The following is a 13,627-nucleotide window of genomic DNA, read 5'->3' as shown; positions in this document are numbered from 1 at the left end:
ATGATTGCTGATGTTGTGCGCAAGATCAATTGCGTAACAGCCGTAAGCGTAATCGGCGATATAACTGCCTAAAGCGTTGCTGCTGTTGCTGGATTTGTAATTCCGACAGTGGTTGATATTTAAGTGCTACATAGGCACTGCTTAGGGCAGTAAAGTCCGCTGCCACTTGAGGGGTAAGGGCGCTTAAATGTGCGTTAACCGCTGCGGCGTAATCAGACGCTGCTTGACCTTGTTGACGGGCGATGCCTTTTTTAGCTAAGCGTTGGCAAATGAGTTGATAGCGTTTATTAAGCGGATCTTGGTGGCGATCAACATTGAACAAACCGGCGTAATAGGCAATAACCAGTGCGATAATGATAAAGCTAAAAATCATTAGTAAGGCGATTTTGGTGCTGCTAACATCACCCAATAATTTTGCTAACACTTGCTGTTTACGTTGCTCGTCAAAACCTAATACCCACACACTCCAGTAGTAATCGATACTGGCAAATTGTTGGCGCAATTCATTTAACCATGGGTATTGTTTCATGTGCAGCGTGCTAAAAGGGCTGTCTTGTAAGTAGCTGCTTTGGCTGTCAAAGGTGGCGTCAAATCCATCTAATACCCGCTGCGGTGCAATCATTGCGGTAGGGTCAAAACGCTGCCAACCTTGGCCTTCAAACCACACTTCGGTCCATGCATGGGCCATGTATTGATAAACACTGTAATAACCCGCTTTGGCATTATAATCGCCGCCCTGATAACCGGTCACCATACGAGTCGGAATGCCGCTAGCGCGTGCCATAAACACTAGCGCAGAGGCGTAATGAGCACAAAATCCTGCACGGTTTTCAAACAGGAAATCATCAATTTGTTGCTCGCCAACACTAGGCGGGCTCAAGGTGTAGTAATAGGCTTGTTCAGCAAAGTAATTCATCATCGCATTAATACGCGCTTGTGGATCTGGATAATCTTTGGCGAACTGCAAACCGAGTTTTCGGGTTTTTGGATTGCTATTGGCTGGCAACGCAAGGTTTAGCTGTTGGGTATTTGAGTCGAGTTTGAGACCCATGATCGTCTCAGGATATGAGGTCACTCTATAGCTCATTCGCTGATCGACAGGCCTTAACGAATACAAACGATAATCTGCTAATTCAACCACTTGATCATTGCTGCTAAACGCTTCATCTAAGCCATATAGCCATTTTTGATGACTGGGTTCGCTAATGACCACATAGTCGATTTTTTTACTGCTAGGATTAGGATTAGCATTAGCAACGTTATTAGGGGTTTGGCGCATGGGCTTGTTAAAGTATGCTTGTCGCTGAATTTGTTGAATACTGGGGTCTTGACGCCAGGTTTTGCCGTCATAATTTTCCATCACCAGAGTACGCCAATACAAATCCTGATTGGCAGGTCCTAGGGTGCTGCCATCTGGATTATCAAAACCCACTCTAAAGGCTAATTCTGCTGAGCGAGTGAGCTTACTAATGTCACCAAATGACACTTCATCAGATAAACCTGTCTTGGCCGTTTTCATATTAGGTACTAACCATAGCGGGCCTAATCTGGGAAACACCACAAACAGTAATATGGCTAACGGAAGACTTTGTAATATTATTTTAAGGCTAAAACTGAGGTTAGCGACTTTGTTCGATTTGTCTTGGTAAACACTGATTAATACGCCGGTATTGAGCACCGCTACCGCCAATAAGTGCAGGGTATTAAGCATGCTTTGTTGATCAAGCAAGGTCAGGCCGATAAGGAAATAGCCGACTAACACAATGGCTTTAACATCTCTCAGTTCGCGCATTTCAATATATTTTAATGCGTAACCTAAAATTAATAAATTCACCAACGCATTGAGCAAACCGATTTCACTCGACACTAAGGCGAGGGTGGTTGCGGCGCCAATGGCCAAAGTGGTTACCAATAGTTTAGGCGGAGCGGCTACTTTGCCGAGAAAAATTCCCACTCGCCAAACAAAGCAAATCGCACAAATGCCAATGCTCCATAAAGTGGCTTGTTGATGCAAAGGGCTCAGAATGGCGACATTGGTGATTAACAACCAAAACAAGGTATTACGGCTAATGATGGCATCAAAGTTATCGGTCATGATGGCTCACCCACGGATGATGTTGCCACATTACTGGGATTAAAATCTGGATTCATATTTGTGGGAGCATGATAAGTTGCAATAGCGGTATGACAAGCCACGCGATGGGCTTCGCCTGTTTGTTGGTTAATAATATGGTCGTCCAGAATTAAGCCAAATATTTGCTGAGTTTGGCTTAACTTATCGACTTGCCATGCGAGTTTACTGAGCCTGTGTTCAATGTCATTGCCCGATGTATTGGCCAAGGTTAACCAAACGGGTAATCCTTCTGGCTCAGCAAATTCTTTGGATAACATGCCTTTGCCCTGAGCCCATTTTTTCCACGCCACTTGTTTAAGTGATTCACCGGGAATATAGCTGCGTAAGCCTTTGTAGTCGTCAACACCTGGGCGCAATTTTCCATGTTCATTGTGGTTATCATTATCGCTAATATGGCTTGCCAATTCGATATCACACATTTCTGGTTTAGCGAAAATAACATGATGAATATCTAAGTCGACATAGGACCATGCGCGGCATAATCCTAACGGAAAGTAGGATGAAACTTTGATTCGCCCAGGGTTTAATTTGCCACGTTTAGGCTGTTCAAACGGCACAATTGCAATAGTTTGCTCGTGCATTTGTTTAACCCGAACATGGCGCTGGTAACTAAATTGCAAACAAATTTGTTGGTGGGTGGTGTCGGGATTATTTTGGCGTGTATGGCCAGTTAACATGATAGGAAATGGCATGCTGTCTTGGGCATAACCTTGCGGTGGCGCGACGGCATTAAATGTTAACCCTGCAAGGTTTTTATAGCTGTAAATTATGCAAGTATGGAACACACTGGCGAGCAATAAGCTTAAGCCAATCACCAAGTTATTTTGATAATTGGTGCCAAACAAATACAGTAAAACGATCAACCCAATCCACACTAATCCAAAACCACTGGGGAGAATAAAAATACCTTTGTGGCTGAGGGTAATCTGCTTTTGTGGTGGCAGGCGCTTACTTATCCACCTTGACCAGCGTTGGGTTAACGATGCTGGAATTAACCGACGTAACCGAGACGGCTTAATAGCGCCATTGGCATAGATTGCTGAAGAGTGCTTGTTTGCTGTCGTCGATTTAGCCATGTGCCTGCGCCGTTAACGTATTGGGTTGACGCTGGCGAGAATAGTGTCAGACAACGCTTGGCCTTGAAATTGACTACTGCTGCGAATGCGGTGTTCGGCAACCGAGGCAAATACCGCTTGAATATCTTCGGGTACCACGTACTGGCGTTGATTGATAAAAGCCCATGCTTTAGCTGCTTGTAGCAAAGCAATACTGGCTCGTGGCGATAACCCGTTAGCGACATTGTGTTGCCGAGAAAAATCGACCAAGGCAATTAAATAATTCAGTACCGCATCCGATGCCGACACTTGCGCCACTTGTTGTTGCAGTAGCATTAGCTCTTGCGGCGTTAAGCATTGTGATAATGATGCTGGTTTATTGGCTTGAGTGCGCGATTTTAACATGGCTAACTCGGCTTCTGCGCTGGGATAACCGATAGAAATACGCATCATAAATCGATCGAGTTGTGATTCTGGTAACGGGAAGGTGCCGGCTTGATCAACGGGGTTTTGGGTGGCAATAACAAAAAACGGTGAACTCAGCGGATGGGTGATGCCATCAATGGTTATTTGTTGTTCAGCCATAGCTTCAAGCAAAGCACTTTGGGTCTTGGGGCTGGCGCGGTTAATTTCATCGGCCAACAACATTTGATTAAATATTGGGCCTTTATGAAAGATAAATTGTTGTTGTTCTTTGCTGTAAATGGACACCCCAAGAATGTCCGCTGGTAGCATGTCGCTGGTAAATTGGATCCGCTGGTAACTCATGCCTAAACTGCTGGCAATACCTTGAGACAAACTGGTTTTGCCCATGCCGGGTAGATCTTCAATCAGTAAATGACCTTTGGCGAGGATACAAGCGACGGCAAGTTTTATCTGCTCAGGTTTACCGAGCAATACTTGGCTTAGTTGGTTAAGTAATGTTTGAATAGTTGATTGCGACACGAAAACTCCAACTGTTAGTAATAAACCGTTGTGGGTTTATTGTAAATGACGGTTTGTCGTTTTATTCTAAAGCCATTTCTCGCTATGATTTCTAGTTATGTTTTAGCGCTTCGGTTTCTAACTTTGATATATTGCCACGATTGCGCATTGCCTGATCCATATGGCCTATTGCATTTACCCACAAGTGGACTTCAATAATCAGCCAGTCTGTACCATATTTAAAGCATACGTTATCTTGCTGACGGGTGTGAAACAAAATACACCGCCACAGCGTGGCGGCTATTGCGAATAAAAACGAATAACAACAGCTAACAAAAACTAACTGCTAGCAACTAAAAAGGTAACTAACAATTAATCGTGCTTAATAAAGGTAGCTGAGCTCTTTTGAACTAAACATTCCTTCACTTAACGATTTTTGCTGTTGGAATATCATTCGATAACTCAACACCGCTTGAACATATTCGCGAGTTTCAGTGTAAGGAATCGTTTCAATAAAACTCATCACATCTAAGCTGCCATTAGACTGTCTTAACCAACGTCTCACGCTGCCAGGACCAGCATTATACGCTGCTGTTGCCAACACGCGGTTTTGGTCAAACTGTTTAAGTAACTCACTGTAATAGGCGCTGCCTAACATAATGTTCACTTTAGGGTCGTACAGGTCTTTTACGTTATTAAAAGGTATTTTGTTCTTTTTGGCAGTTTGTTTGGCGGTAGCAGGCATTAATTGCATTAAACCTCTAGCCCCCACACCAGAGGTGGCATACAGATAAAACGCACTTTCTCGACGAGAAATAGCGCGGATTTCGTCAATGTCTACCGAGAACTTTTTACTGGCTTTGAGGAACTCATCGTTAGCCGCCTCAGGAAAACGCAGTACAAGTGAATTCCATAATTTGCCCTGAATACTGGATTCAACACTAAACGCATGCCAGCCATTGCTTAAGGCAAATAGACCATATTGGGCGGTCATTTCACTGTTGTGGCGGCGCATTAAATACAGCCATTCGTTGCGAGCATCGATTTGCTTATCTAAAGCCATTAATTCGACTACGCGCGCCAAACCAGGGTCTTGGTTTAATGTTGCTTGCAACGCTGGATTAGGGGCTAAATTGTCGTCGTTCATCGCCAGAGGTTTGCCTAACGCTTCAGCCGCATTAAAACCGTAAAAATTACGCTCACCACTTAAGGTTGACTGTAATTGGGTTGCGCGGTTTTTGTCATGGCGCGAGGTCATTTTAGCTTGCCAATATTGCCAGCGAGAATCGACCTTACCTTGATCGCTCAATAACGCTAAATACTTTTCTACTGTGCTGAAGTCTTGCTCACGAATAGCCCAACGTAGGCGCATTTCGTATAAATCGTCCGATTTCAGTAATGGCAGCATGGTATCAATATGCGCCACCAGTTTGGCGTCTTGCTTAATCAGCGCTCGGCGGACTAAATAGCGATTGAGCTGGCGCGCTTCAAGGTCGCTGAAGCGGTTGGCTTTTTGATATTTAACGTACAATTTAATCGCTTGATGTAAATCCTTTTGCGCTAGCTTACGTAAGCCGGCATCAACAATATCGCCCACTATGGGTTTAGAGCTGGAAAACTTGTTCATGTGACGTAAAATATTAGGGTCGCGATAAACCGACAATAGTAGTTTGGCTTCATTATCGTGTTGGGTGACTTTTTGCGATAAATAACTCAGCAAACTGGATTGACTAGCATTAAAGCTGAGCAACATCCGCGCCCAAATGAGCTCCTGGGTGCGATAGCCCGCTTTAGTCCATTGGTTTATCACCGCATCGCATTCATTGGGACGTGAATAGCCATGAACCCATAAACGTTCTATGCCTTTGTAAGCCATGGTTTCGTTACCAGCATCAAGTTGAGCCTGGTAGTAATAACACTGTAAGCGCACATCGTTAGGAGTGTCTGGCGCTATCACAAGAAAGTCTTGCCAACGCTGTTTTTTACCGGCATTGAGCAGGTAGCGATAACGCGCATTGTTATAAAGTGGCGTGGTATCAAATTGGTTGATGGCATTGAGCGCTTTGTCGCCAGGAGATTGCACTATGCTGTCGATTTTTGCGTGGTAATCAAGGTAAACCGTTAATGGATAGTCGCCGAGTTGGTTGCGAAGGGCTTGATACTTGTCGAGCTGTTTTTTATCCAGAGCTTGGCGAGCATCAAGATAGCGTTGCTGTTGTGAAGTCAGCGCATTAGCTTGGCTAATAAAGGCCAATGATGTACTAAGTAATAATGCGCCTGTAATTAAAGTGTTCGCCCAAGTTTTACGCATTTAAATGACAATCTCCGCCTCTGTATTTCGTTTGCTATCAGTATGTGTTTGATAAATGATTGCTAATAAGTGTTGCTGTAAATAAATATATTACGGCTTGAGTGACTATTAACCTTGTTGCTTAAATAAAGATTAATCATCACTCATTTTATCGATTAACTATTACTGGCGTGCTTTTCGACTGACTCATCAAGTGCACGGTTGAGCAATTGTTTATCTAACTGCTTACTGGTGTCTACGCCTAATTGCTGCATGTAATGCGCTTGTCTAATGACGTTACCTTTGCCCGAAGACAATTTTGCCATGGCACTTTGATAGCTTTTATCTGCCGTATCTAGGGCGCGCCCGAGTTTTTCCATATCTTCCAAATAGCCGCATAATTTGTCGTAAATACGACTTGCTTGTTTGGCGATATTTTGGGCATTTTGATTTTGGTACTCATAACGCCATATATTATTGATAGTACGCAAAGCCACTAATAAGTTAGTCGGACTCACCAGCATAATATTTTGCTCTAAAGCGAAATTGACTAAGCTTGGGTCGTATTCAATGGCCAGTAAAAATGCCGGCTCAATGGGAATGAACATTAGCACATAGTCCAAGCTTTTAAGGCCATGCAACTTATGATAATCTTTTTGACTAAGGCCTTTAATATGCTGCCTAATTGATAATGCATGTTCTTTTATGGCTTGGTCGCGAATAACTTTGTCTTCGCTATTAAAGTAACGTTCATAGCTAACTAACGACATTTTGGCATCGATTACTACGTCTTTTTGCTCGGGTAAATGCACAATCACATCGGGCTTAAAACGCTTGCCGTTATCGTCTTTTAAATCTTGTTGGGTTTGGTACTCATGACCTTCGCGTAAACCACTTTCTTGTAGTACGCGCTCTAAAATAACTTCGCCCCAATTACCTTGCTGCTTGTTGTCACCTTTAAGTGCTTTGGTGAGGTTAATGGCGTCTTGGCTCATTTTTAAGTTGAGATCGCGCAAATTATCTAATTGATGTTTCAATGCGCTACGTTCAGATTGCTCATGAGTATACGACTCTTGAATTTGACGTCTGAAACCTTCTAATTGTTGTTTCAGTGGCCCGAGAACACCGTCAATTTGCGAGACATTTTGTTGTTTAAAGCTTTCACTGCGTTCTTCAAAAATTCGATTAGCCAGGTTTTCAAATTGTAGTTTAAGGCGTTCTTCAGCAGACTCGAGTAGCACGATTTTATCTTGTAATGACTTTTGCTCAGTTTCTGCTTTGACCAAAATCGTTTGTTGCACCGCGTTTGACTTGGCTAAGTTGAGCTGCGATTCCATTAAACGATGTTGGGTGTCGACCATTTGTTGCTCGACGAGGTTAACCCTGTCTGCTTTGGTTTCTGCGCTGGAAAGTTGGCCAATCAAATCTTCTATCTTGCTTTGCAGATGATTGCTGTGATCGATTTTATCATCGAGATTATCTTGTAATCTCGACATTTCTATTTGAACTTCGTTGAGCTGTTGAAGTGTTTGTTGTTCATGTTGAAGTTTAAGCTGCTCCCATCGTTTACGAGTTAATCGTTGATTGATTAGGGCGCCAATTAAAAAGGCAACAAACGCGACAGCAATCACAGCTGCAATTTGAGGAGGAGTTAACGACACTGCAAAAGGCATAACAAAAACCGATAGAAAATAATGGTTAAGGGTCGCACGGCTAATAAGCAGCTGCAAGGGGTAAACTAAGGATTTAATGAAATATTGTTGTTAATGATTAAATTTAAATCTACTCGCAATATTGGTGCGTACAGACAACTATGATGACATGCTCAGTGTGCTATTTTGCGAATAGATAAAGGTTAGCGGTTTTTTAGTTGTTTTTAACCATCAGCTGAAATAAAAATAGCTTTTTACCTGTCTATTGAGAGACGTAAGGCAGATTATAGTGACACTTGGCTGTCGACAAATATTTTAACGAGGTGATTTATGACCGGTAAAAAACGTTTTACTCAAGGCATACAAAAACGTGCTTCTTGGCATATTCCTGATAACCAAGTTACGCCTGAGTCGGTATTTAATGATCGTCGTAACATTATTAAAGCCTTAGGGTTAGGTGCATTAGGAGCGAGTTTACCTGGTCAGGTTCAAGCCGGTATTTTTGATTTGTTTGGCGAGCAAAAAGCACAAAATCCTTTTGTCACTCAAGGATTGCAATACGCCACACCTGCCAAATTTGTGTTACCTAATCCTAAAACCCCTGAAGACAAGGTGACTCGTCACAATAATTTCTATGAGTTTGGTACCAACAAATCGGACCCAGTTGATAATGCCCAGGGGTTTAAGGTTGATCCATGGACGCTAACCATCGATGGTTTAGTCGATAAACCGATTACCCTAGATTTACATGAGCTGACAACCCGTTTTGCCCTAGAAGAACGCACTTATCGCTTACGCTGTGTTGAAGCTTGGTCGATGGTGGTTCCATGGGTCGGTTTTTCGTTAGCTAGCTTACTTAAACAAGCCGGCGTGCAAAGTAATGCGACTCACATTGCTTTTGAAACCCTGTTTGACCCGGACCAAATGCCTGGACAAAAGAGTCGCTTAATGGGTGGTGGGATCCATTACCCGTATGTTGAGGGTTTAACGGTTGCCGAGGCAATGAATGATTTATCGTTTTTAGCCGTAGGCTTATATGGTAAAACCTTGCCGCCACAAAATGGTGCCCCAATCCGCTTAGTCGTGCCTTGGAAATATGGCTTTAAAAGTATTAAGTCTATTGTGCGTATTCGGGTGATGGATAAACAGCCTCCGACAAGCTGGAACCAATTGGCCTCGAGTGAGTATGGTTTTTACGCCAATGTAAACCCAGAAGTTGACCATCCTCGCTGGTCGCAAGCATCTGAGCGCAGTATTGGTGAAGGCGGCTTATTTTCTGCTAAACGTATTCCTACGCAAATGTTCAATGGTTATGGCGATTCAGTGGCCGATTTATACAAAAATATCGATTTGAGGAAGTTTTACTAATGCGGATAAGCCCTCGAGGTCTGTTTTGGTTAAAGGTGTTGTTGCATATTAGCTTTTTATTGCCAGCCTTTTATCTCGTGGCGCTAGTGTTAACAGACAATGCGGGCGGCGATCCGGTGCAGTATATTATTCACTATACAGGCATGGGCGCGATCAATAGCCTGTTAGTGACGTTGCTTATTTCGCCCATCGCCAAGCGTTTTAAAATAGCAGCGCTGATACAAACTCGTCGTTTGGTGGGCTTGTATGTGTGCGCCTATGCGCTGCTGCACATCAGTGCATTTATTAGCTTAGATTTGTTGTTTGCGTGGGGATTATTGTTTGAAGAGGTCATAAAGCGGCCTTATATTTTAGTTGGCGCGGCGACCTTGATTATCATTTTATTACTGGCGATAACTTCTCCGAACCGGATTAAACGCAGTATGGGTAAGCGCTGGCAATCATTGCACAATTGGATTTATCTGGCTGCAATATTGGCACCTATCCACTTTTATTGGTCGGTAAAGTCTGAAATTATTGAACCTAGCATTTATATTGCGCTATTTGCGGTGCTATTGTTTTACCGCAAAGACAGTATTTATAAATGGTTGAAGCCGAAAAAATAACCCAAGCTATGGCTAACGCCTCAATCTTTGATCGAGGCCGTTGGTTGAAAATGCCGCAAACACGGTAAATATCATCACTGATATCATGATAATGGCCAATCTTAACCAAGGCTGTTCGAGTGCAATGCGCATATCGATGAAATTGAACGTTGTTACCGCCCACACAAATATCACGCTGATCAGTAACCCCAGTTTGAGTAATGTACGCACAAATGAATGTCTAATGAACATCAGCAATGGCAAACAAATGGCGATAATAGCCATTATATGCTGATCGAATCGTAAGAAATGTGCGCCCAATAATAGGTAAGCCAAGCTAATAATGGTTACTCGCCACCACATACCCATTCTCCTCAATAACGTGCGATAACAAATGTCATCAGTAACGTAGTCAATAACATCATTGCCAGTATTACTAGCGTATTAATTGACCTTGACTGACGCAGCATAACGTTAAATGGGGGCCGAATCTTGAGTGTGGTTCACATATTACTTAATTACATCTGCTTAGAATATTAACGACTATCAAACCGATCTTTGTTCCGCTAACGGCGTTGCGCCTTGTTAGCAAAACAAATGACCTTTATTTTGCAGCTTCTAAAGCGGCAATTTTAGCCCAAACCTGTTCTGATTCAGCCGTGAGTAATGAATAGGTTTTAATATCGCCTTTACGCTGGGCTTGCATGGCTTGTTCGAGTATTAAATCATAGCTTTTACGTAATTTTTTGACTGGGTCTGGCTTTAAAAATGAAAACATTGTGTAACCCTTAGTGATGATTATTTGCATATGGTACGAGTGCTGTGGGATTTCAGCCCAATAAAACTAACGGTTTTTGCTAGTTACCATAGTCATAGTCATTGTCTTTAGCCGTACAACAGTCGTTTATATTGCGAGAGCCACTAATGTGGAAGTTGGAATAGGTTATATTTCAAACGGATGTTGGTAGTGGGTAATAGGTGCACTGGCCACAACAACTTGAAAGTAATGCATTTTAATACTCAATAAATAGTGTTGGACACAAACTTTGTGTATCTAACACTAACATCGATTCAAAAACAAGCACTCGCTAAATTGGTTTTTACACCCAATGTGCTGATGTATAACAGATATATTCGTTATCTTATTAGCACTTCATTTGACGTTGTAACTTCATATTCTATAATTTGAAGATTAGAATTCTCGGTTCATTTTTTCAAAACTCTTGGTCAGAACATCTATCGAATTTTGATCTAAATGACGAGTAATATCTTCTGTCAGTTGTATATGCATGCGATTGTGGTGCTTATGGAGCGCAATGCCTTCGCTTGTTAATCCAACTAATATTGAACGTCTATCGCCTTCATGTGGAGAGCGAGTAATGAGTCCAAAATTTACCAGTTTCTCTACCTGAACCGTTAAGGTGCCAGTGGTAATTGCAAGCCTATCTGCTAGCTCTTTCATTCTCATGGAACCGTGAGAGCCTAACACCTCAATGGTGTGCACTTGTGCCAGTGAATAACCGGTATCTTTAACGACAGACTGCTCCCAAGAAGACAGTTTGTCGTAAAACTCTATGATTAAATTATTCAAAGAATGCATAAAGGGCCTCAGCAGTAATTCACTTCGATAGTTAAGTGGCTTAGCTTATCAAACTTATTCAATAAGTGTTTAAATGATTCAACGTTGGTATCTGTGGATGTGCAGATTGCGATAGAGGCAGAATAGTGGTCGGCACTAATTCTCCAAATATGAATATCGGTGACCTTGGTTTGTTCATCATTAATGGTGTTAACAATGTCTAATTGGTAATCTTCGTCGATATTTTCATCTAATAGAATAGGACTCGTTTGCTTCATTAACCCTAGAGCCCATTTAGTAATCACCACCGCACCAACGACTCCCATGATGGGATCTAACCAATACCATCCAAGGAATTTTCCTACCAAAAGTGCACAAATTGCTAACACCGATGTTAATGCGTCAGCGAGTACGTGGAAGTAAGCTGCCTTCAGATTGTGGTCGTTACCATTATGGTGCTCGTGGCTATGATGCTCGTGGTCATCATGCTCGTGGCTATGATGTTTGTGGTCATCATGCTCGTGACTATGATGTTCGATACTATGACGCTCGTGGTCATCATGTTCATGGCTATGACGCTCGTGGCTATGAAGTTTGTGGTCATCATGCTCGTGGCTATGACGCTCGTGGTCATCATGTTCATGGCTATGATGTTTGTGGTCATCATGCTTATGACTATGATGTTTATGGTCACCGTGGTCATGGCCGTGATGTTCATGACCCAATATAAACATACTGGCGATGTTGACGACTAGGCCTACGATAGCCACAAGAATTGATTGGTTAAATTGGATCTCAATAGGTGACCATAAACGGTGTAGAGATTCAACCAGCATAATAATAGCGACAATGGCTAATGCGATTGCACTTGTATATCCACCGAGAACGCCGACTTTGCCTACGCCAAAAGAGAATCGGTCACTATTAGCATGCTTTTTTGCATAGCTATAGGTGAATAGCGTAATACAAAAAGCGGCGGCGTGAGTCCCCATATGCCAGCCATCAGCGAGCAAGGCCATAGAGCCATATATCGTACCCGCTATCACTTCGATTGCCATGGTGATGACTGTGATAATAAGCACATACCAAGTACGTTTGACATTTTGCTCGTTAACGGAGGTGAAATTGTGTTGGTGGATATATTTTTCGGCAATTTTATTCATAAGAAAATAGTTTGATCGTCAAGTAATTCTCGATGTTATATTGTTTGATAATCAAAGTAAATAAGTTAGTTATCAATTTTAAGCATTCAAAAAGCTGATTTGAGAGTCTTGTTTCGGATTATCTTTTTGATTAATAATAGGATTGCAGTTTTTTCAGGGGAGGGAGTAAGATTGCAAGAGATAAAGCTAGAAGTGTTTTACTGTGAAACGTTAGCATTACGAGGATTTGTTGAAAAGTTATGGTTATAAACACAAGAATACTTTCTTTGGCATTTACATTGTCTATGATTTGCTCATGCTCTACGACTCCACCAATTGTTGTTCATAACGAATACGGTGAGATGTCAGCTGACAACGAACTGTTTCGAAAAGAAGCGAGTGATTGTGTGTTAGAAGCTAGGCAAGGTGTTAGTAGTGCAACATTAAATGAAAACTCAGAAGAGCTTGAAGTCGCTTTTGCTAGTATTCAACTTTTATCTTTTTTTAGCGCAAACGCTTCATGTATAAAATCAAAAGGTTGGCGTATTAAAGAGTAATATTAATACGATACTATGGCGTCAATAGTTAATTTAAGATTTTGGCGCTTCCCATAAAACACCATCTCTTAGCATCGAATTTAAGCTAATAACCATCTTTCTGATGTAGGCAACAATAGCCACTTTGTTTGGTTTTTCTGCAACAACTAATCGTTGATAAGTCCCTTTGGAAACGAGGTTAGATTGTATCGCTGACATCATGTCATCGATTTGTTTATTTGTGTAACCCTGTTCGACCATCAGCTTGGCATATTCTAATTTTTGCAGAGGGCTGACAGTGACTTTCATTTTTCTAATCATGATAAATACCTTTAAGATTTTGCTTATTTTAAGCTATAAATC

12 protein-coding genes and 1 pseudogene are annotated in these 13,627 nt (G+C 42.0%); 3 read left to right on the top strand and 10 right to left on the bottom strand.

Features of this window, described 5'->3' with window-relative positions:
- Nucleotides 1-25: 25 nt before the first annotated feature.
- The 5 genes from AAEY98_RS11670 to rmuC all read right to left on the bottom strand — a co-directional run bounded on the left by AAEY98_RS11670 (nucleotide 26) and on the right by rmuC (nucleotide 8,076).
- Nucleotides 26-2,095, bottom strand: coding sequence for a transglutaminase TgpA family protein (locus AAEY98_RS11670; RefSeq protein WP_351017055.1), 2,070 nt, complete (start codon nucleotides 2,093-2,095; stop codon nucleotides 26-28).
- Entirely contained in the window at nucleotides 2,092-3,210 is a 1,119-nt protein-coding gene (locus tag AAEY98_RS11665) for a DUF58 domain-containing protein (RefSeq protein WP_351017052.1), read from the bottom strand. Before AAEY98_RS11665 ends, AAEY98_RS11670 begins: the two co-directional genes overlap by 4 nt.
- Before the next feature lie 12 nt (nucleotides 3,211-3,222).
- Nucleotides 3,223-4,134 (bottom strand): AAA family ATPase, encoded by a 912-nt coding sequence (locus AAEY98_RS11660; RefSeq protein WP_101087966.1) that lies wholly within the window; start codon nucleotides 4,132-4,134, stop codon nucleotides 3,223-3,225.
- 361 nt (nucleotides 4,135-4,495) lie between these two features.
- Nucleotides 4,496-6,424 (bottom strand): transglycosylase SLT domain-containing protein, encoded by a 1,929-nt coding sequence (locus AAEY98_RS11655; protein ID WP_101087968.1) that lies wholly within the window; start codon nucleotides 6,422-6,424, stop codon nucleotides 4,496-4,498.
- 155 nt (nucleotides 6,425-6,579) lie between these two features.
- Nucleotides 6,580-8,076 carry a DNA recombination protein RmuC gene (gene rmuC / locus AAEY98_RS11650; RefSeq protein WP_101087970.1) on the bottom strand — a complete coding sequence of 499 codons (1,497 nt, stop codon included), beginning with the start codon at nucleotides 8,074-8,076 and terminating at the stop codon, nucleotides 6,580-6,582.
- Nucleotides 8,077-8,385: 309 nt separating this feature from the next.
- Between rmuC and msrP the strand changes: the two genes are divergently transcribed.
- Together msrP and msrQ are read left to right on the top strand one after the other, a co-directional pair.
- The gene (gene msrP / locus AAEY98_RS11645; protein ID WP_101087972.1) at nucleotides 8,386-9,423 is read left to right on the top strand and encodes a protein-methionine-sulfoxide reductase catalytic subunit MsrP; all 1,038 of its coding nucleotides are present in this window, start codon (nucleotides 8,386-8,388) and stop codon (nucleotides 9,421-9,423) included.
- Entirely contained in the window at nucleotides 9,423-10,028 is a 606-nt protein-coding gene (gene msrQ / locus AAEY98_RS11640; protein WP_101087974.1) for a protein-methionine-sulfoxide reductase heme-binding subunit MsrQ, read from the top strand. The genes msrP and msrQ overlap by 1 nt, the downstream gene beginning before the upstream one ends.
- A gap of 12 nt (nucleotides 10,029-10,040) precedes the next feature.
- Here msrQ and AAEY98_RS11635 read toward each other — a convergent pair whose 3' ends face one another.
- The 4 genes from AAEY98_RS11635 to AAEY98_RS11620 all read right to left on the bottom strand — a co-directional run bounded on the left by AAEY98_RS11635 (nucleotide 10,041) and on the right by AAEY98_RS11620 (nucleotide 12,749).
- A complete protein-coding gene (locus AAEY98_RS11635) occupies nucleotides 10,041-10,370 on the bottom strand; it encodes a hypothetical protein (protein WP_351017049.1) in 330 nt (109 codons plus the stop codon).
- 241 nt (nucleotides 10,371-10,611) lie between these two features.
- Nucleotides 10,612-10,785 (bottom strand): DUF6435 family protein, encoded by a 174-nt coding sequence (locus tag AAEY98_RS11630; protein ID WP_157822828.1) that lies wholly within the window; start codon nucleotides 10,783-10,785, stop codon nucleotides 10,612-10,614.
- 414 nt (nucleotides 10,786-11,199) lie between these two features.
- Nucleotides 11,200-11,607 (bottom strand): MarR family winged helix-turn-helix transcriptional regulator, encoded by a 408-nt coding sequence (locus AAEY98_RS11625; protein WP_351017046.1) that lies wholly within the window; start codon nucleotides 11,605-11,607, stop codon nucleotides 11,200-11,202.
- Between the two features lie 8 nt (nucleotides 11,608-11,615).
- Nucleotides 11,616-12,749: a cation diffusion facilitator family transporter gene (locus AAEY98_RS11620; protein WP_351017043.1), complete on the bottom strand. Its 1,134-nt coding sequence runs from the start codon at nucleotides 12,747-12,749 to the stop codon at nucleotides 11,616-11,618.
- Between the two features lie 239 nt (nucleotides 12,750-12,988).
- Here AAEY98_RS11620 and AAEY98_RS11615 point away from each other — a divergent pair, with 239 nt between their 5' ends.
- The gene (locus AAEY98_RS11615; RefSeq protein ID WP_351017040.1) at nucleotides 12,989-13,285 is read left to right on the top strand and encodes a hypothetical protein; all 297 of its coding nucleotides are present in this window, start codon (nucleotides 12,989-12,991) and stop codon (nucleotides 13,283-13,285) included.
- A 33-nt stretch (nucleotides 13,286-13,318) separates the two neighbouring features.
- Here the strand turns inward: AAEY98_RS11615 and AAEY98_RS11610 are convergent.
- Nucleotides 13,319-13,486 (bottom strand): annotated as a pseudogene (locus AAEY98_RS11610) (IS110 family transposase); the annotation flags it as partial.
- Nucleotides 13,487-13,627 lie beyond the last annotated feature (141 nt).

It is taken from the genome of Shewanella sp. AC91-MNA-CIBAN-0169 (genome assembly GCF_040310165.1).
Lineage (GTDB): Bacteria > Pseudomonadota > Gammaproteobacteria > Enterobacterales > Shewanellaceae > Shewanella.
Note: the sequence above shows the minus strand (reverse complement) of the source record. Positions and strands in the feature narration are given on the sequence as shown.